Origin of the sequence: Streptomyces buecherae, from assembly GCF_014295035.1 — a bacterium.
Lineage (GTDB): Bacteria > Actinomycetota > Actinomycetes > Streptomycetales > Streptomycetaceae > Streptomyces > Streptomyces youssoufiensis.
The window spans coordinates 8,107,982-8,128,824 of sequence record NZ_CP060404.1; the positions used below are offsets into that span (position 1 = coordinate 8,107,982).

Sequence of the window (20,843 nt, forward strand, 5' to 3'; positions counted from 1 at the left end):
CCCGCGAGGGTCTTCGTAAAAGGGTTTTCCAAAGCGTCGGGTTGGCGATGGCGGATGAGGTGTCGAGCCTGCCTGAAACACATCTGAGGAGTCACTCGTGAACACCTTCGCGGGACATCGCCTTCCCTTGTCGGCCGCCCAGAGAGAAATATGGATCGCGCACCACATCGACGTAACGGGCGCGCTCCACAATTGCGGCGGCTACGTGGAGATAAACGGAGAGGTCGACGAGGGGAAACTCGCCGAGGCCGTGCGTCTGGTCGCCGCCGAGACGGAGGCGCCGCGGCTGCGGTTCGCCACCGAGGACGGCGAGCCCCACCAGTACCTGGCCGAGTCCGCCGACCCGCTGCGCGTCGTACGACTCGACGGGGAGCGCGATCCCGAGCGGGCGGCCGAGGAGTGGATGCACGCCGACCTGGCCCGCCCCACCGACCTCGCGGACGGGCCGCTGGTCCGCCACACCCTGCTGCGACTGACCGCCGACCGGTCACTGTTCTTCCTGCGCTACCACCACATCGTCCTGGACGGCTACGGCCAGGTGCTGTACTGGCGGCGGCTGGGCGCGCTGTACACGGCGCAGGTCACCGGCGTCGCCGCCCGGCCCACCGCCTGGGCCCCGCTCGCCGACCTGCTCGCCGAGGAGCGCGCCTACCGCGCGTCGGACCAGCACGCCGCCGACCGCGCCCACTGGCTCGCCACCATGGCCGAGCCTCCCGAGCCGCTGCGGCTCGGCGACGCGAGCACCCCGCCCGCCGTCCCCGCCCCGCGGCACGGCCCACCCGCCCGTGTCGAGCACGTACGCCAGAGCGCGGCCCACCACCAGACGCACTGGTCAGCGGTGGTCATCGCGGCGACCGCCGGCTACCTGCACCGGGTGAGCGGGCAGTCGGACCTGGTCATCGGCCTGCCGGTGCGCGCCCGCACCAGCCGCGCCGCCCTCACCACCCCCGGCATGTTCGCCAACGTGCTGCCGCTGCGGCTCGCCGTGACGCCCGAGACCACCTGCGGCGAACTGGTCGAACAGGTCGCCAGCCGGGTCAGCGAACTCCTCAGCCACCAGCGCTACCGTGGCGAGGAGTTGCACCGCGAACTCCGCGCCCAGCAGGGCGCCGCCGACCCCTCCGGCGTGGTCGTCAACGTCATCCCCTTCGACGGGGCGATCCGCTTCGGCACCCGGGACGGCGCCGTCCACCAGGTCTCCTCGGGCCCCGTGCGCGACGTGGCCATCGAGTTCTACGGCGGCACCGACGGCACCGACGTACGGGTGCGCGTCGACGCCGCCCCGCACACGCACGAGGCCAGCACCCTGGACGCGCACCGGGCGGGCCTCGGCACCTTCCTCGACGCCTTCACCACCGCCCCCACCGACCACCCCGTCGGCCGCGTCGACCTGCTCGACCCGGCCGGGCGGGCCCGCCTCGCGGCCGAGGACCGCGCGCACGCCCGCGCCTACGACCTCGACCGCTGCCTGCACGAACTCGTCCTCGACCAGGCGGCCCGCACCCCCGACGCGGTGGCCGTGCGCTACGCGGACACCGCGCTCAGCTTCCGCGAACTCGTCGACCAGGCCGCCCGCATCGCCACCCACCTGCGCTCCCTCGGCGTCGGCCCGGGCCACCTCGTCGGCGTCCACGACGAGCGCTCGCCCCGCCTGGTCGCCGAGCTGCTGGCCGTCCTGCTGGCCGGGGCCGGCTATCTGCCACTCGACCCGGAACTGCCCGCCGCCCGACTCGCCTTCCAGATCGAGGACGCCGCGCCCACCGCCGTCCTCACCCGCTCCGACCTCGCCGCCCAACTGGCCGACACCGGGGCCCGCCTCATCGCGACCGACACCCTGCTGCCCATCCTGCCCGCGGCCGAGCCGCCCGCCGCCGGCGCGAGCCCGGACGACACCGCGTACGTCATCTACACCTCGGGCTCCACCGGCCGCCCCAAGGGCGTCGTCGTGCCGCACCGCGGCGTCGTCAACCGACTCCTGTGGATGCGGGAGACCTACCAACTGAGCGCCGAAGACCAGGTGTTGCAGAAGACGCCGACCACCTTCGACGTGTCCGTCTGGGAGTTCTTCTGGCCGCTGCTCGCCGGCGCCACCCTGCGGCTCGCCGCCCCCGGCGCGCACCGCGACCCGCGGGCCCTCGCCGAGACCATCCGCACGTACGGCGTCACCACCACCCACTTCGTGCCCTCCATGCTCGACCTGTTCCTCGCCGAACCCGTCGCCGCCGAACTTCCCAGCCTGCGCCGGGTTCTGTGCAGCGGCGAGGCGCTGCGCCCGGAGACCGTCGGCCGCTTCTTCGCCCGCTACGCGCCCGGCGAGGCGGACCCGGCCATCGAGCTGCACAACCTGTACGGGCCCACCGAGGCGTCCATCGACGTCACCCACTGGCGCTGCCGGCCCGGCGACGCCGCCGGACCGGTGCCGATCGGCCACGCGGTCGCCAACACCAGCCTGTACGTGCTCGACGCGGCCGGACAGCCGGTGCCCGACGGCCTGCCGGGGGAGCTGCACATCGGCGGCGTCCAGGTCGCCTCCGGCTACCTGCGCCGCCCCGAGCTGACCGCCGCCGCCTTCCGCCCCAACCCGTACGGCGCCGGCGCCCTCTACCGCACCGGCGACCGCGTGGTGCGCCGCGCGGACGGCGCCCTGCTGTACGGTGGGCGCCTGGACCACCAGATCAAGGTCAACGGCTTCCGGGTGGAGCCCGGCGAGGTCGAGAGCGTCCTGCTCGGCCACCCGGCGCTCGCGCAGGCCGTGGTCAGCGCCCCGCACCGGCCCGACGGGCAGCCCCACCTGGTCGCCCACGTGGTGCCGAGGTCCGACGGGCAGGTACCGGCGCCCGAAAGCGGCGCGCTCCTCTCCTGGCTGCGCGAGCGGCTGCCCAGCCAACTCGTCCCCGCCCACCTGCTGGTCATCGACGCGCTGCCGCTGCTGCCCAACGGCAAGCTGGACCGCTCCGCCCTGCCGGCCCCCGGCGCCCAACCTGACCAGGCGCCGGCGACGCCACCCGAGACCTCGGCCGAGCACCTGCTGCACGCGGCCTGGGCCACCGTGCTCGGCGTCGCCGACTTCGGCGTGGACGACTCGTTCTTCACCCTGGGCGGCGACTCCATGCACGCCCTGCGCGTGCGCGCCGAGACCGAGCGCGGCGGCCACACCTTCGCCGTCGCCGAGCTCTTCGCCGGCCCCTCCGTGCGCGAACTGGCCCGCGTGCTGCGCCCGGTCGCCGACGCCGCGCCGCGCACCGAGCCGTTCGGGCTTCTCACCCCGGCCGACCGGGAGCTGTTGCCCGCCGGGCTCGACGACGCGTACCCGCTCAGCGCCATGCAGGCCGGCATGCTCTACCACGCCGCCTACGCCACCGACTCCGCCGTCTACCGCGTGGTCACCAGCGTGCGCGTGGCCGCCCGGCTCGACCTCGACGCGCTGCGCGCGGCCCTGGCCGACGTCGCCCGCCGCCACCCCTCGCTGCGCTGCTCCTTCGACCTGACGCGCTACTCCGAGCCGCTGCAACTGGTCCACCACCAGGTCACCGTGCCCCTCGAACGCGGCGACGACCTCGGCGGTCTGGGCGAGGACGAGCGGCGCGCGGCCATCCGCGCCTGGGTGGAGCGGGCCAAGTTCACCCGCTTCGACCCCGCCGAGCCACCGCTGCTCAGGTTCACCGCGCACCCGTGCGGGCCCGACCAGTTCGAGCTGTCCGTGGTGGAGCACCACGTCGTGCTCGACGGGTGGAGCGACATGCGGATGCTGGAGGAGATCGTCGAGCACTACGCCGCCCACCTGGCCGGCGCACCGCTCGACCTGCCCGCCGTGGCCGCCACCTACCGCGACTTCGTCGCCGCCGAGCGCGCCGCCACCGCCGACCCCGCCGCCCAGGACTACTGGAGCCGGGTGCTGACCGGCGCCGGCGAAGGCCCGCTGGCCGCCGTTGCCGGCTCGGCGCCCGGCCCGCACGAGGGCGGTGGCAGCCGCCGCTACGACGTGCCCGTACCGCCCGAGACCGCCACCCGCCTGCGCGCGCACGCCAAGGCCGCGGGACTGCCGCTCAAGTCGCTGCTGACCGCCGCCCACCTGGCCGTGCTGCGGCTGGTCGGCGGCCGGGACGAGGTGCTCACCGGCGTCGTCGCCAACGCCCGCCTGGAGGTGCCCGGCGGCGACGCCACCATCGGCGTCTTCCTCAACACCCTCCCTCTCCGCGCCGACCTGGCCCAGGCCACCGTCCTGGACGCGGCCCGGACGGCGTTCGCCCACGAGCGGGACAGCGCCGCCCACCGCCGCTACCCGTACGCCCGGATGCGGGACGACCAGGGGCGTGAGCCACGGCTCGACGCCTACGTCAACTTCATGGACTTCCACCGCGACCGGCGGCACGGCCAGGGCCTGCCCATGACGGTCACCGTGGGCGTCGCCGAGACCAACTACCCGCTCGCCGTCAACTTCCTGGTCGACCCGGACGGCGGCGGCCTGCAACTCTGGCTGGACTGCGACCCGGCCGTGCTGCCGGCGGAGTTCTGCGCCCGCCTCGCCGGCTACTACGCCCGCGCCCTGGAGCACGCCGCCCACCACCCAAGCGCCCCCGTCCACACCCTGGACCTGCTGGACCCGGCCGAACACCGGCGACTGGCCGCCTGGCACGGCCCGGTCGCCGAGTACGACCGCGGCGCCACCGTGCACGGCCTGATCGAGCGCCGGGCCGCCGAGCGACCCCGGGCCGTGGCCCTCGCCCACCGCCACGAGGAACTGGACTACGCCGGGCTCGACACCCGGGCCAACCAGCTCGCCCACCACCTGGCCGCGCTCGGCGTCGGTCGTGGCGACCTGGTCGGCGTGAGCCTGCGGCGCGGCCCCGACCTGGTGGTGGCCCTGCTCGCGGTCCTCAAGTCCGGCGCGGCCTACGTCCCCATGGACCCCGGCTTCCCGCGCGGCCGGCTGGCCACCATCGCCGCCGACGCCGACCTGAGCTGCCTCATCCAGGGCCCCGGCATCCCCGAGGGGCTCACCGCGCCCCGCCTGGTGGACGTGCGCGCGGACGCCGAGGCCATCGCCGCCCGGCCCGGCCAGCCGCTGGGGCGCGCGATCGACGGCGAGGACACCGCGTACGTCATCTACACCTCCGGGTCGACCGGCGCGCCCAAGGGCACCGCCATACGGCACCGCAACGCCGTCAACTACTTCACCGGCATGGACCAGCGGGTCGGCTGCGAGCCCGACGACGTGGTGCTCGCCGTCACCAGCGTCTCCTTCGACATCTCCGTCACGGAGCTGCTGTGGCCGCTCACGCACGGCGCCAAGGTGGTACTCGCGGGGGAGCGCGTCGTCAGCAACCTGGTGCCGCAGGCCGCGACCCGCGAGCGGGCGGCGACCTTCAGCCTGTTCTTCTTCGCCGCGTCCGGCGGCGACGACAACCGGGCCGGCTACCAACTCGTCCTCGACGCGGCCCGGTTCGCCGACCGCAACGGCTTCGAGGCGGTGTGGACCCCCGAACGGCACTTCAACGCCTTCGGCGGCCTCTACCCCAACCCCTCGGTCATGTCGGCCGCCCTGTCCACGATCACCGACCGCGTCGCCCTGCGCAGCGGCAGCGTGGTCGCCCCGCTGCACGACGCCGTGCGCATGGCCGAGGAGTGGTCCCTGGTGGACAACCTCTCCGGCGGCCGGGTCGGGCTCGCCTTCGCCGCGGGCTGGAACTCCAACGACTTCGTGCTGCGCCCGGAGAACTTCGCCGACCGCAAGCGGGTGATGGCGGACCAGCTCGCCGAGTTCCGCGCGTTGTGGCGCGGCGAGCCGGTCCGCCGCGTCGGCGGCAGCGGCGAGGAGGTGGACGTGCGGATCTTCCCCGCCCCGGTGCAGGACGAGCCGCCCATCTGGCTCACCTCCGTCGGCACCCTGGAGACCTTCCGCAAGGCCGGCGCCACCGGCGCCAACCTCCTCACCCACCTGCTCGGCCAGACCCCGGCCGAACTCGCCGAGCGCCTCGCCGCCTACCGCGAGGCCAGGGCGGCGGCCGGGCACCAGGGCCCGGGCCAGGTGACGGTCATGGTGCACACCTTCCTGTCCGACGACCCGGACCAGGCGCGCGAGCGAGCCCGGGACCCCTTCCGCGACTACCTGCTCAGCTCCACCGAGCTGTGGCGCACGGTGTTCGCCACCACCGGCCACGACCTGCCCGAGATGGGCGCGCGCGAGCAGTTGGAGGCCGTCGTCGACCTGGCCATCGACCGCTACTTCGCGACCTCCGGCCTCTTCGGCTCCCCCGAGACCTGCGCCGACCTGGTGCGCGAACTCTCCGCCGCCGGCGTGGACGAGATCGCCTGCCTGATCGACTTCGGCGTCGAGCCCGCCGCCGTCATGGACAGTCTCGGCTGGGTCGACAAGCTACGGGACGCGCACGAACAGGAGGTCGCCGACAGCGGCCACTCGCTGGCCGAGCTGTGCGCGCGCCACCGGGTGACGCTGGCCCAGGGCACCCCCTCGCTGCTGAGCGCCATCGCCACCGAACCCGAGGCGCTGGAGGCGCTGGGCCACCTGCGCGCGCTGCTCGTCGGCGGCGAGGCGTTCCCACCCGGCCTCGCCGAGCGGCTACGCGAGGCGCTGCCTAAGGTCGCGGTGTTCAACATGTACGGGCCGACCGAGACCACCATCTGGTCCACCGCGCACGCCCTGGACCCGGACGGGGAACCCGGCACCACCGTTCCCATCGGCACCCCGCTCGCCAACACCCGGGTGCGGGTGGCCGACGCGCACGGCCACCCGGTGCCGATCGGGGTCAGCGGCGAGCTGTGGATCGGCGGCGACGGCGTCGCCGCCGGCTACCTGGGCCGCCCCGAACTGACCGCCGAGCGCTTCGTCACCGCCGACGACGGACACGGCTACTACCGCACCGGCGACCGGGTGCGCCGCCGCGCCGACGGCGTCCTCGAGTTCCTCGGCCGGATCGACCGGCAGGTGAAGATCCTCGGCCACCGGGTGGAGCCGGACGAGGTAGAGAGCGTGCTCTCGCGCCACCCCGAAGTCTCCGCCGTCGCCGTCACGGCCGTCGACGGCCCGCGCGGCACCGAACTGGTCGCCTACGTCGCGCCCGCCAGCACGCCGTCGGACGACGCGGCGCGCGAGGCCCACGTCCGTGGCTGGAGCGAGGTGTGGGAGAGCGCGTACACGGCACAGGACACCATTGACGCGACCGACCCGACCGAAGCGGGCGGCGCGGACGACGCGACCGGTTCGCCCTTCGCGGGCTGGCTCAGCAGCTACACCGGCGAGCCCATCCCCGAGCCGCAGATGCGCGAGTGGCTGGCGCACACCGTGGAGCGGGTGCGGGCGCTGGGGCCCGGCGCGGTCGCCGACATCGGCGTGGGCGTCGGCCTGGTGCTGCGCTCGCTGGCCGAGCGGGCCGACGCGTACCACGGCGTGGACATCTCACCCGCCGCGCTCTCCGCCGCCGCCCGCTGCCTGGGCCCGGGCCGCCCGCTGCCCGCCCATGTCACGCTCGCCCACGCCGGGCCCGAGTACCTGGCCACGCTCGCGCCCGGCAGCCTGGACACCGTCGTCCTCAACTCGGTGGTGCAGTACTTCCCGGGCACCGGCTACCTGCGCACCGTGCTCACCGACGCGCTGCGCGCGCTGCGCCCCGGCGGCGCGGTCTTCGTCGGGGACGTGCGCTCGGTCGAGATGCTGCCGGAGTTCCACACCGCCGTACAACTGCACCGCGCCACCCCCGTGCACACGGTGGCCGAGATCCGGGCCGCCGTCGACCGGCAGGCCCGCGAGGAGCGGGAGCTGTGCCTGTCCCCGGCGTTCTTCCGACAGTTCGCCGCGGAGGCGCCGGGTGACGTGCGGGTGCGCGTCGAGCTCAAGCGCGGCCGGGCCGACAACGAACTCTCGCTCTTCCGCTACGACGTGACGCTGTTCGCGCCCCCGGCGACGGCCGGCCCGGACGACGCGCCACGCCCGGGCGAGCCGGCGGCCACGCCCGCCCCGCGCGTCGTCGCCTACGCGGACCCGAACGCGCCGGCGCCCGCCGGCGCCACGGCCACCGAGACCCTCCGCGGCCATCTCGCGCGGGCCGGCGGCCCCGTCCTGGTGACCGGCATCCCCAACCGGCGCCTGGTGCGCACGGCCGCGGCCGTACGCGTGCTCGCCGAGGCCGCGGACGCCGGCGAGGCCACCACCGCCTGGGACGTGGAGCGTGCCCTGTGGGAGCTGACGGCGGACACGGCCGACGCCGACGCGGGCGCGCACCCCGAGGACGTGTGGGAGCTGGCCGCGCGAACGGGCCACACGGTCCGCCTGCTGGTCCCCGACGACGGCCGACTCGACCGGTTCGACGCGCTGTTCCAACCCGCCGACCCCACGACGGCCGACCCAGTCCCTCGGGGCACGGCCCCGGCGGGCGCCCCACCCGGCGACCCGGCGCCAGCCGGCGACCAGCCGCCCGCCGATCACCGGCCCGCCACCGCGCACCCGGCCGCCCTGGCAGATCCGGCAGACCCGGCAGACCCGAAGGACCCGTCATGAGCCCACACCGACCGCTGGCCAACGATCCGCTCGCCTCCACCTGGTCCGCCGGCCTGCGCTCCGCCCTGCGCGGCTACGCCCGCGCCCACCTGCCCGAGCCGATGGTGCCCGCGCACTTCGTCGTCCTGCCCGAGCTGCCGAAGCTGCCGAACGGCAAGGTGGACCGGGCAAGCCTGCCCGCGCCGAGCGCCGAGGCCGAGACCCCGAGCGACTACGTCGCCCCGCGCACCGCGGTCGAGGCCCGCCTCGCCGGCCTCTGGCAGGACCTGCTCGGCAGCGACCGGGTCGGCGTCGAGACCGGGTTCTTCGACCTCGGCGGCGACTCGCTGACCGTCCTGCGGATGGCCGGCCAGGTCAAGGAGGCGTACGGCGTCCGCGTCGACCTGCGCCGCCTCTTCGAGGAGCCCACCGTCGCCCACCTGGCCCGGATGGTCGGCGACCAGCCCGACGTGGTGGTCAGCGAGGCGGCGAGCCCGCGCGGCGTCGCGGCCCGGGACATGGCCGCCGACGCGACGCTCCCCGACGACGTGCGGCCCACCGCGTCGGCCCTCCCGCCGGCGTCGGCCCCGTACCGGACCGTGCTGCTCACCGGTGGCACCGGGTACACCGGCGCGTTCCTGCTGCGCGAGCTGCTGGAGCGCTCCACCGCGACCGTGTACGTCCTGGTGCGCGCCGAGGACCCGGCGCGGGCCACCGAGCGGGTACGGGCCAACCTGGCCGAGTACGGGCTGCTGCGCGAGGACGACGCGGCGCGCGTGCGCGGCGTGCCCGGCGACACCGGCCGCCCCTACCTGGGGCTGACCCCGTCCACCTACCGGGAGTTGGCCGAGCGGGTCGAGATGATCGTGCACAACGCGGCCATCTCCAGTTGGCTCGTGCCCTACCCGAAGATCAAGCCGGTCAACGTCCTCGGCGCCCTGGAGGTGCTGCGGCTCGCGGGGCGCACCCGGGTCAAGCCCGTGCACTTCGTCTCCACCACCGGCGTCTACCCGGGACACCGCGGCGCGCGGACCTGGCCGGAGGAGCGGCTGACCGTGGCCGACGGCGTCGCCGGCGGCTACCGGCAGTCCAAGTGGGTGGCCGACAACCTGATGACCTCGGCCCGCGAGCGCGGCATCCCCACCCACGTCTACCGGCCGAGCCCCATCACCGGCGCGCGGACCACCGGCGTCTGCTCCGCCGACACCTTCATCAACCACCTCATCAAGGGCTGCCTGCAACTGGGCGCCTACCTGGACTTCGACATGGCCGTCGACCTGGTGCCGGTGGACTTCGTCGCCGCCAGCGTCGCGCACATCGCGCTCGGCGGCGTACGCGAACACGGCGTGTTCAACCTGCCCGGCGCCGGCGCCCTCGGCATGAACCGGATCTTCGAGCTGATCACCGAGTGCGGCTACCGGCTGCGCAAGCTCCCCTACGACGCCTGGTACGGCGAGCTGACGGACGCCGCCGCCCGAGGCGAGGACAACGAACTGATCCCCTACCTGCCCCTGTTCGGCCCGGAGGGCCCCGCCGAGGAGGTCGGGTTCGCCGGCAGCAGGCCCGAGTTCGACGCCACGCACCTGAGCGCCGCGCTGGCCGGGTCCGGCATCACCTGCCCGCCGGTCGACCGCGACCTGATGGGCCGCTACCTCAGCTACTTCGTCTCGACCGGCTACCTGCCCGCCCCCGACGGCGACGGGCCCGACACCCAGCCCGGTCCAGAGCCCCTGGAGCGCACCACCATGACCACCAGCACCCCGGAAGCCGCCAACCCCACGGCCCCCACCCCGGCCCCCGAGCCGAACGCGCGGCCGGCCACCGACGCCGTCCCCGACTTCCCGATGCCCCGCGCCCACCCGCTCGACCCGCCGCCCGCCTACCGCGAACTCAGCGCCGCACAGCCGGTCTTCCGGGTCCGCACCCCGCGCGGCGAGCTGGTGTGGGTGGTCACCCGGCACGAGGACGCCCGCGCCGTCCTGACCGACCTGCGCGTCAGCTCCGACCCCAAGAGCCCGGGCTACCCCTCGTACATCTCCGGCGACACGCCGCTGCCGCCCGGCTTCTTCCTCAACCAGGACCCGCCGGACCACACCCGGCTGCGCCGCCTGGTCACCCGCGAGTTCCTCATCAGCCAGATGGAACGCAAGCGCCCGGCCATGCGGCGGGTGCTCGACGGGCTGCTCGACGACCTCCAGGCGAAGGGCCCCGGCGCCGACCTGATCGGCGGGCTCGCGTTCCCCATGGCGGCGACCGTCATGTGCGAACTCCTCGACGTGCCGTACGAGGACAAGTCCGTCTTCATCACCCTCACCGACACCGTCCTCGACCGCTCCAGCACTCCGGAGCAGGCCGAGAACGCGGCCAGTGAACTCATGGCGTACTTCGACCGGCTGGTGACCGCGAAGAAGCGCGCGCCCGGCGACGACATGCTCGGCCGACTCGCCGAGCAGGAGGCGAACGGCACGCTCAGCCACGACGAGTTCGTGGGCCTGGTCATGCTGCTCCTGCTGTCCGGCTACGACACGATGGCCCAGATGATCGGCCTCGGCACGGCCACCCTCCTGGAACACCCCACCCAACTCGCCGACCTGCGCGCCGACCCCGCGCTGTACCCGCGGGCGGTCGAGGAGTTGCTGCGCTACCTGTCCATCAACCACGCCGGACTGCCCCGCGCCGCGACCCGGGACCTGACCGTCGGCGGGCAGCACATCCGGGCCGGCGAGGGCCTGCTGGTCATGCTGAACGCCGCCAACCGCGACGCCAGCGTCTTCCCCGAGCCCGACGTCTTCGACATCCACCGCGCCTCGCCGCAGGCCCATGTCGCCTTCGGACACGGCTTCCACAAGTGCATCGGCCTCACCCTCGCCCGCGTCGAGCTGACCACCGTCTTCGCCGGCCTCTTCGAGCGCTTTCCCACCCTGCGGCTCGGGGTGCCCCTGACGGAGCTGCCGTTCCGGCACGACATGGTCCTGTACGGACTGCGCGAACTGCCCGTCACCTGGTGACGCCACCGTGGGCGGCGCGCCCGGCGCGCCGCCCGTGACCCACGCACACAGCAACACGAGACGAACGAGGACGAGGGGGACCCGAGATGGCGGCCGAGACCGTTTTTCTCCTGCCGGGCCAGGGCGGCTACGTGCCGGGGATGTTCGCGGGCGAGACCGCGACCGAGGTCGCGGAGGTGCTGCACATCGCCGACGCGGTGGCCGGCGAGTTCGGCCGCGGGGGAGTGTCGGGCCTGCTGACCGACCCGGACGCGCCGGACGCGGCCACGCTGGCCAAGGACGACTCCTTCACCCTGCAACTGGCGCTGTACGCCGCCGCGCTGGCCAGCGCCCGGCGCGCCGCCCACCGCCGGAGCCCGGACGTGCTCGTCGGGCACAGCATGGGCGAGATCGCCGCACTGACCTACGCCGGCGCCTTCGACATCGCCGACGGCGCCCGCCTGGTGTGCCACCGCGCGCTGGCCCTGCTCGCCCACTGCCCACAGCCCGGCGGCATGCTCGCCCTCACGCTGCCGGCCGGCCGCGCCGAACACCTCGTACGGGCCGTCGCCGCGCCGGGGCTGGCCGTCGCCGTGACCAACGCGCCCCGACACACCGTCGTCTCGGGCCCGGAGGAGGCCCTGGCCACCGTGGCGCGCGTGGCCTCGGCCCTGGAGGTGGGCGCCGTACGGCTGCCCGCGCCCTTCCCCTTCCACGGCCCGCTGCTCGGCGTGGCCGCCGAGGCGTTCGCCGCGGCCGTGTCCGACGTACGCCAGCGCCCGCTGCGCGCGCTGGTCTACTCACCCGTCGCCGGGAGCCACGTCACCGACGCGACCGACCTCAAGGCCCTGCTCGCCCGCCAGTTGACCGCACCGGTGCCCTTCCTGGCCGCCGTCCGGGAACTGCACGCCGCGGGCGCCCAGCACTTCGTGGAGTGCGGCGCGGCCGGGCTCGCCGGCCTGGTGCGGCGCAGCGTCCCCGACGTCAGCACCGAGTCGACGACCGACACGTCCGCCGCGCCCGCGACCGGCGCCGGACCGGTGCCCGCTCCCGTCGACGCCGCGACGCTGGGGGGTGGTGGGCGTGACGTGTTGGGTGAGTTGCGGGAGTTGTACGCGGGAACGTTGGGTTATCCGGTGGAGGCGGTGACGGGGGACGCGGATCTTGAGGCGGATCTGGGGATCGACTCGTTGAAGCGGGCGGAGATGTTGGGGAAGGTGTCGACGCGCTTCGGGTTGGACGCCTCGGTCGATGGTGGTCGTTTCCTGGCCCAGTCCACGCTCGCCGAACTGGCCGAGCTGGTCACCGCCGCGGCGGGCCGGCCGACCGACCCCGGCGCCGCGTCCCCGACCGCCGCACCGCCCACCCGCACCGCCGACCCGGCCTCGGCCGCCGCTCCCACCCTGGCCTCTGGCCCGGCCTCGGCCGCCGCTCCCACCCTGGTCCCCGAAGCGGTCCCGGCCTCCGGTGAGATCGCGGGGGAGGAAACCGGGGCGCGCGCTGTGTTGGGTGAGTTGCGGGAGTTGTACGCGGGGACGTTGGGTTATCCGGTGGAGGCGGTGACGGGGGACGCGGATCTTGAGGCGGATCTGGGGATCGACTCGTTGAAGCGGGCGGAGATGTTGGGGAAGGTCTCGGCGCATTTCGGGTTGGATGCCTCGGTTGACGGTGGTCGTTTCCTGGCCCAGTCCACGCTCGCCGAGCTGGCCGAGCTGATAGCCGCCGCCCGGGCCACCGGACGCTGACCGGCCGACGATCACGGAGCCCCGCATGACGCCGCAGTCCGCCCACCCCGCCCGCCCGGTCATCCTGGTCGCCTCCGACGGCACGGCAGCGGCCGGGGAACTCGCCCGCCAACTCGCTGCCGACGGTGCCCACGTCGTACCCGACCACTCCGGCGATCCGCTGGCCGCCGCCGACCGACAGGGCGCCATCGACGCGCTGGTCACCGTGGCCGCCAGCCCCACCCCGGCCGCGCACCGCGCCCCGTCCGCCGCCACCCTGGCCGAGCTGGCCGGGCGCGGCTGCGGCGCCATCGTGCATGTCACCCTCGGCCCGCCCGGCCCGTCCCACCCGGCCCGCGACGCCGGGCGCGCCACCGTGGGTGACCCCACCCCCGAGCCCAGCGCGCCGTCGGCCGTACCCGCCACGGGTGGCCGCGCGCCGGTGCGGACCCACGCCGTGCACGCGCCCACGGACGCGGCCCGGGCCGTCGCCCCGCTCGTCCGCTTCCTGCTCGGCCCCGACGCCGGCGCCCTGCACGGCCAGACGCTGACCCTCACCGGCGAGGCGACGCCGGCCCCCGAGCCGCCACCAGCCCAGACACCGCCTCCCGCGACCGCCGCACCCCGGCCGGCGGCCGACCCCACGCCCGCCAACCCCACGCCCGTCGACGACGAGGTGGTCGTCGTCGGCATGGGGCTCGCCGTGCCGGGGGCCAGTTCGCCCGAGGCGTTCTGGGACCTGCTGCGGGCCGGCGAGCCGATGTTCGGCGAGCCGGGGGACCGGCTCGACCTGGCCACCCTGTGGTCGGCCGACCCGGCCGCCGAGGACAAGACGTACGCCCGGGTCGCCGGCTTCATGCGCGACTTCGTACCGCACCCCCGGCTGCGCGAGGAGATCGCCGCGGGGCGGTTCGCCAGCGACGAGTTCACCGCCCGGTGGCTGCGCCACTCGCTGCTCCAGGCCACCGACGACGTGACCATCCGCGCGTCCGACCGGCACCTGTTCGCCGTCGGGCTCACCCCCGACGGCAGCCACCACCTGGAACAGAGCCTGGTCACCACCGGCGTGCGCGGCCTCCTCGGCGCGGCGGGCGCCGACGTGCCGGCCGGGTTGGACGCGCTGTACCCGCTCGGCGCGGCGGCGCCACACGAGGTGTTGCCGCACCGCATCGCCCGGCTCGCCGCCCCGGACCTGCCGCCCGACGCGGAGATCGTCGTGGTCGACACGGCCTGCTCCTCCTCGCTCTACACCATCGACCTCGGTGCGCGGGCCCTGCGGGCCGGCGAGTGCGACGTGGCCCTGTGCGGCGGTGCCTTCGCGCTGAGCGCGCAGAGCATGGTCCTCTTCGCCAAGCTGCACGGTCTGTCCAGGACCGGCGAGGTGCGGGCCCTGGACGCCGGGGCCGGCGGCGTCCTGTTCAGCGACGGGGCCGCCATGCTGACCCTCAAGACGTACGCCAGGGCGCGCGCCGACGGCGATCCGGTGCTCGGCTTCGTGGCCGGCTTCGGCGGCTCCTCCGACGGGCGGGGCAAGGCCATCTACGCGCCCAACGCCGCGGGCCAGCGGATCGCCCTGGACCGGGCCTGGACCCAGGCGCGGGCCGAACCGGCGGACGTGGACTGGGTCGTGGCGCACGCCACCGGCACCCCCACCGGCGACCGGACCGAGATGACGGCCCTCGGCCAGAGCGCGGGCCCGGACAAGACCTGGACCATGACCTCCAACAAGTCCCTGGTCGGGCACGCGGGGTGGGCCGCGGGCGCGGTCTCCGCCATCCACGCGCTCCTCGCCCTGCGGCACGGGGCCATCCCCGCGCAGTCCCGCTTCGCCGCGCTCCCCGCCGATGTCGCGGCGAGCGTCGAGGTGCCCACGCGCGAACTCCCCTGGCCCGCCCGACCCGAGCGCCGCCGTCTGGTGGGCGTCTCGGCGATGGGCTTCGGCGGCACCAACGGGCACCTGCTGCTCTCCGACCGGCCGCGCGGCGGCGACCACCGCACGGGGGCACCCTCGCCCGCCACCCGTACGGACCGGCCCGCCGCCGACGCGGCCCCCCTCGCCACCGCCGGCCCGCGCGCCGTGGCGGCTGACGGAACATCCTCCGGCGCGTGCGCCCCGGTCTCGCCCGACGGGGCGTACGACCCCGTGGTGGTCGTGGCCACCGGCACCCACCTGCCGGACCTGCCGGACGCCGCGCGCGTCCGGCGCTGGCTGGCCGGGGGCGCCCCCGACTGGCCCGCCACCTTCGGCGACGCCTACCCGATGCCCTCGCCGGTCGAGGCGCGCCTCGCGCCGTCCGCGCTGGCGGCGCTCGACCGCAGTCAGGTGATGGCCCTGCGGTGCGCCGACGAACTCGCCGGCGACTGGCTGTCGGACGCCGCGCTGCGCGCCCGCACCGGCGTGTTCGTCGGGCACACCGGGCCCACCCGCTCCGCGCTCGCCCACGACCTGCGTTGTTACCTGGGCGACCTCACCGCCAAGCTCACCGACCCGGCCGGCCTTCCGCCCGCGCTGCTCGGCGACGCCGTGCGCGCCCTGACCCCGCCGACCAGCGAGGACTCGTACCCCGGCCTGATGCCCAACATCATCGCCGCCCGCGTGGTGCAACGGCTCGACCTGCACGGCCCGAACATGACCCTGGACGCCGGCGCCGACTCGACCCACTCCGCCCTGGCGACCGCCGTGCGCTACCTGCGGGACGGCGAACTCGACCTGGCCGTCGTCATGGGCGTCAACGCCGTGAGCCCGCTGCTGCCCAGCCCGGACGGCCGACAGCCCGCCGACGCCGCCGTGGGCCACCTGCTCACCCGGCTCAGCGTCGCCCGCGCCCACTCCCTGCCCGTACTCGGCACCCTGGCCATCGCCCCGCCCACCGCGCCCGACCCCACGACGCGGGGAACGCGGCGACACGCGGCGGGCGACGAGCGCGGTTACCGGGGCGCCGAAGGGGCCGTGGCCCTGCTGCGCGCCCTGCGCGCACCGGGCGACGGCGTCCTGCTGCGGCCGACGGAGGACGCCCACACGCCCGCGCTCCGGGTGAGCGCACCGCCGGACGCGGTGCGCACGGCGGACGCGGCGCGCGAGCCGAACGCGCGGCCGGCGCCCACGGCGCTAGCGGCCCGACCAGGCCGCTAGCGCCGCCGAGGCGTCCCTCGCCGAGCACCTGGCCCGACACGCCGTGACGCTGCGGCCCGTGCCGCCGCGTCCGGTGCGCACGGCGCTGCCGGCCCTGCCCGCCGGGGCGCTCGTCGTCACCGACGACCCGGCCGCCGTGGCCGCGCACTGTCCGCCCGACTGCCTGGTCGTGGCCCCCGCGTCGGCAGCCTCGCCGGCCCCCGCCGCGTACCCGGCCCCGCCCGGCGGCCCCACCGTGCTCCACCTGGACGACGCGGCCGACCTGCCCGCCGCACTCGCCGCCCGGGGGCGCGCCGGCGCCGCCCAGGTCCGGGTGGTCGTCGGCGCGCTCCGCGCGGAGGCCGGTCGCGCGGCGGCGTACGTGGCCGACGCGGACGGCGTGCCGCAGCGCCTGCTCGACCTGCACGACCTGGCCTTCGTGGCCGCGCAGAGCTGCGCCGGGCCGCTGCGGGACGGTGGCTGCTACGCGGTGCTCGCCCTGGCCGCGCTCGACGGCCCCACCCCCCGCCCGCACGCGGGCCTCTTCGGTGGCCTGGTGCGCAGCCTGGAGCAGGAGCTGCCGGGCGCCCTGGTGTACGCGCTGTTCACCGACGCCGCCGACGCCGACACCGGGCTCACCCAGCTCGCCGCCGAGTCCGCCCTCCACCGCCACCTGCCGCTCGCCTACCAGAGCGCGGGCCAGCGCGGCGAACTCACGCTCATCCCGGTGCGCGAGGACCACCGGGCCGGCGCCACGGACCGGCCGGGGACCGCCGGCCTCGGGTTGCCGGCCGACCCGGTGATCGTGGCGACCGGTGGCGCGCGCGGCCTGACCGCCCACCTCGTGCACGAGATCGTCGCGGCCGGCGCGCCCCGCTCCGTATGGCTGATCGGCACCGGCCCCGAGCCCGACCCGGGCGACGTGGAACTGGCCGCGCTGCCCAAGGTGGAGGCGGTGCGCCGCCTCATGCCACGCCACCCCGGCGAGAACCTGGCCGCCCTGGGCAGGCGTTACGAACGCGCCGTGCAACAGGCCGAACGGGCCGGAACGCTGCGCGCGTTGACAGAGGTGTGCGGCCCGGACCGGGTGCACTACCGGCAGTGCGACGTGCTGGACGCCACGGCGGTGGACCGCGTGATCGGCGAGGTGCTCGCCCGCGAGGGCCGTGTCGACGTGCTGCTGCACGGCGCGGGGCTCGCCCGCAGCGCCGCGCTGGAGCGCAAGCGGCTCGCCGACTTCCGCACCGTGCGCGACGTCAAGGTTCGTGGCTACGCCCACCTGCGGGCCGCCCTGCGCGGCCACCGGCCTGCGCTGTGGTGCTCGCTCAGCTCCATCTCCGCCTTCACCGGACTGCGCGGGGAGCCGGACTACGGCGCGGCCAACGAGTTCCTGCTGCTCGCCGCGGCCCAAGCCCGCGCCGACGGCCGGGACGAGGTCGCGTTGGTCTCCGGCCTGTGGGTGGAGTCGGGGATGGCGTCGGCCGACACGCCGGGCGGCGCGTTCCTGGCCCGCCAGGCCGAGATCGGGCAACTCACCGACGCCCAGGGCCATGCGTTCTACCGTACGGAACTGGCCGGGCGCGGCAGCCACGGCCTGGCCACCACCTGGATCGGCGACCTGGACTGGGCCACCCTGGAGCGCGCGGCGCCCGGCTTCCGCGCCGCCTGCCGGGCGTTGGCCGAGGCCGCGCCGGAGCCGCCGCGCGCCGCCGCGCCCCGCCCACCGGCCCGCGCCTTCCTCACCGGCCCGCCACGGCAGGTCCCCGCCGGGAGCGCCCCCGTGGCGGCCTCCGACTCCGCCGCCCCCGCGGCCTCGTCCGTCTGGGACTGCGAGGTGAGCCTCGACCGTCACCCCTACCTCCTCGACCACCTCGTGGACGGGCGGCCCACGGTGCCGGGCACCTTCATCCTGGAACTGGCCGCCGAGGCGGCGGCCGAACTCGCCCCAGGGCTGACGCCGGTGCGGATCACGGACGTGGTGCTCTCCCAGTTCATCCGGGCCGCACGGCACCGCTGGCCCCGCACCCTGCGGGTGACGGCGACCACCGAGGGGCCCGGGCGGATACGGGTGCGCGTCACCAGCCCGCCCCAGGGCCCGGTCCCCGAGCGCGAGCACACCCGCATGGTCGTGCACCTGGCCCGCAGCGCACCCGTCGGCCCCTGGTGCCCGCCGCCCGCCGGGCCCGGCACGCCGGCCCCCAACACCTACCGGCTGCCGGGCACCCCCGTGCGGTTGGGCGGCGTCTTCGACGCGCTGAGCGAGCCGCGCTTCGAGCCCGACGGCGGGTCGGCCGCGCTGCGCCTGGCACCCGTGCGCGACAGCGCCCCCTTTGACGGCTTCCTGCTGCCCAGCCTGGCGCTCGACTGCCTGTTGCGCACCTGCGTGCTCGACGGCCGCCGGCCGGGCGCCGTCCCCGTCCTGGTGCCGACGGCGCTGGCCAGCGTGGACCTGTTCACCACGGCCAACGACCGGGAACTGGCCGCCGCCTACCCGGAAGGGCTCGTGCTGCGCCACTGGTTCGACGCCGCCACCGACGCCGAGCGCTACGCCGCGCTCGCCCCGGACGGCCGCGTGCTGCTCCAGGTCACCGGCGTCAGCGGCGCGGTCAAGGGCTGGTACGACCCGGCGACCGCGTCCTGGCGACAGCAGGCCCCGACCGCCGCCGCGCCACCGGGCCCGTCCGCGTAGACCCACCCGGGCGGCCCCACGCCGCCCGCGCACGCCCACCACGGCACCCCGGGTGCCGCCGAACCCAGCACCGACGATGCGGAGTACGTGATGCCATCCGAAGCGGCCGACGCCAGGCCCCCCGGCCAGTCGCCGAAGCCCACCCCAGACCAGGCGCCACCGCCGGACGCCGGGCCGGCCGGCCCGCCCGGTGGGCCGGCGCCCGACGCGGCCGAGGAGGCGGCGTCGCGGCGCGCCCGGCCGTGGACGCTGGGCCTGGTCTGCGTGGCGATGTTCATGCTGATGCTGGACGTCACCGTGGTGAACGTCGCCCTGCCCGAGCTGCGCACCTCCCTGGACGCCGGCTTCTCCGACCTCCAGTGGGTCATCGACTCCTACACCCTGACCCTGGCCGCGTTCCTGCTCACCGGCGGCTCGCTGGCCGACCGGCTGGGCCGCAAGCGGGTATTCACCGTCGGCCTGGTGGTCTTCACCCTGTCCTCGCTGGTGGCCGGCCTGGCCCAGGACGTGCTCGCGCTCAACCTGGCCCGTGGCGTCCAGGGCGTGGGCGCCGCCGTGCTGTTCTCCGTCGGCCCCGCCCTCATCGGCCACGAGTTCCGTGGCAAGGACCGCGGCATGGCCTTCGGACTGTTCGGCGCCGTCGCCGGGCTCGCGCTGGCCTTCGGGCCGCTGGTGGGCGGGCTGCTGACGGACGCGCTGAGCTGGCGCTGGATCTTCCTGGTCAACGTGCCGATCGGGGTGGCCGCCCTGCTCGCGGGCGCGGTGCACCTGCGGGAGTCGCGACAGCCACAGGCGCACCGCGTCGACTGGTGGGGCATGGTCGCCTTCGCGGCGTCGCTCACCCTGCTCGTGCTCGGCTTCCTGCGCGGCGAGTCCTCCGGGTGGACCAGCGGCCCCATCCTGGCGGCCTTCGGCGGAGCCCTCGTGCTCATGATCGCCTTCGTGGCCATCGAGCGGCACCTCGGCGAGCGGGCCATGTTCGACCTGAGCCTGCTGCGCATCCCCACCTTCGGCGGCATCTGCGTGGCCACCTTCCTCTCCAACGCGACCAGCCTCGCCGCAGTCTTCCTCCAGATCTCCTACATCCAGAACGTGCTCGGCTTCTCGCCCTGGGAGACCGGCCTGCGGCTGATGCCGATGATGCTCACGCTGTTCGTGGTGGCCGCCCTGACCGGCGGGTTGCTCCAGACCATGCCGCCAGGGCTGCTGGTGGGCCTGTCCATCGGCTTCATCGCCGCCGGCATGGGCCTGGTGACGCTGGTGGAGCCGGACAGCTCCTGGACCGCGCTGCTGCCCAGCATGATCGTCACCGGCATCGGCATGGGCCTGTTCAACCCGCCCCGCGCCGCCGTCACCATCGGCGTGGTGCCGCCCGAGAAGGCCGGCATGGCCTCCGGCATGGGGGAGACCTTCCAACAGGTGGGCGTCGCCGTGGGCATCGCCGCCTTCGGCGCGCTCTTCCACCACCGGGTCACCGACGCCTTCGCGGCCTCGGACGCCGGAGACCAACTCGGCGACCGGGCCCACGAGGTAGGCACCGCGGTGGCCGCCGAGGGCCAGGGCCAGGCCGTCGCCGACGTTCCCGCGGACCTCGCCGACCCGGTGGCCGAGGCCGCCAGGACCGCCTTCGTCTCCGGGCTGACCGACGTGATGGCGCTGTGCGCGGCCGTGTGCGCGCTCGGCGCCGTGGTCGCCTTCGCCTTCATCCGCCGCCGCGACCTGCACGCGAGCGCGCGGGAGGGCGCCGGCGCCGAGCCCACGCCCGGCCCGGACTCCGCCCCGGTGCCCGCCTGACGCGCCCCGCCCGCGGGCGCCCCCGTACCGTCGCGGGCCGGCC

The 20,843-nt window shown here is 75.7% G+C and carries 6 protein-coding genes; all 6 read left to right on the forward strand.

The annotated features are described in order from the left end of the window. Positions 1–97: 97 nt before the first annotated feature. The 6 genes from H7H31_RS32185 to H7H31_RS32215 all read left to right on the forward strand — a co-directional run bounded on the left by H7H31_RS32185 (position 98) and on the right by H7H31_RS32215 (position 20,800). Entirely contained in the window at positions 98–8,515 is an 8,418-nt protein-coding gene (locus tag H7H31_RS32185; RefSeq protein ID WP_187118186.1) for a non-ribosomal peptide synthetase, read from the forward strand. Further along, a complete protein-coding gene (locus H7H31_RS33535; protein WP_197995981.1) occupies positions 8,512–11,502 on the forward strand; it encodes a thioester reductase domain-containing protein in 2,991 nt (996 codons plus the stop codon). The genes H7H31_RS32185 and H7H31_RS33535 overlap by 4 nt, the downstream gene beginning before the upstream one ends. 86 nt (positions 11,503–11,588) lie before the next feature. After that, positions 11,589–13,226 (forward strand): ACP S-malonyltransferase, encoded by a 1,638-nt coding sequence (locus H7H31_RS32200; RefSeq protein ID WP_187059860.1) that lies wholly within the window; start codon positions 11,589–11,591, stop codon positions 13,224–13,226. 25 nt (positions 13,227–13,251) lie between these two features. Further along, positions 13,252–16,338: a beta-ketoacyl synthase N-terminal-like domain-containing protein gene (locus H7H31_RS32205; protein WP_187118187.1), complete on the forward strand. Its 3,087-nt coding sequence runs from the start codon at positions 13,252–13,254 to the stop codon at positions 16,336–16,338. A 58-nt stretch (positions 16,339–16,396) separates the two neighbouring features. Further along, complete coding sequence (locus H7H31_RS32210) at positions 16,397–19,006, forward strand: SDR family NAD(P)-dependent oxidoreductase (protein WP_187118188.1); 2,610 nt, start codon at positions 16,397–16,399, stop codon at positions 19,004–19,006. A 90-nt stretch (positions 19,007–19,096) separates the two neighbouring features. After that, positions 19,097–20,800 carry an MFS transporter gene (locus H7H31_RS32215; protein ID WP_232110190.1) on the forward strand — a complete coding sequence of 568 codons (1,704 nt, stop codon included), beginning with the start codon at positions 19,097–19,099 and terminating at the stop codon, positions 20,798–20,800. The last annotated feature ends 43 nt before the right edge of the window (positions 20,801–20,843 follow it).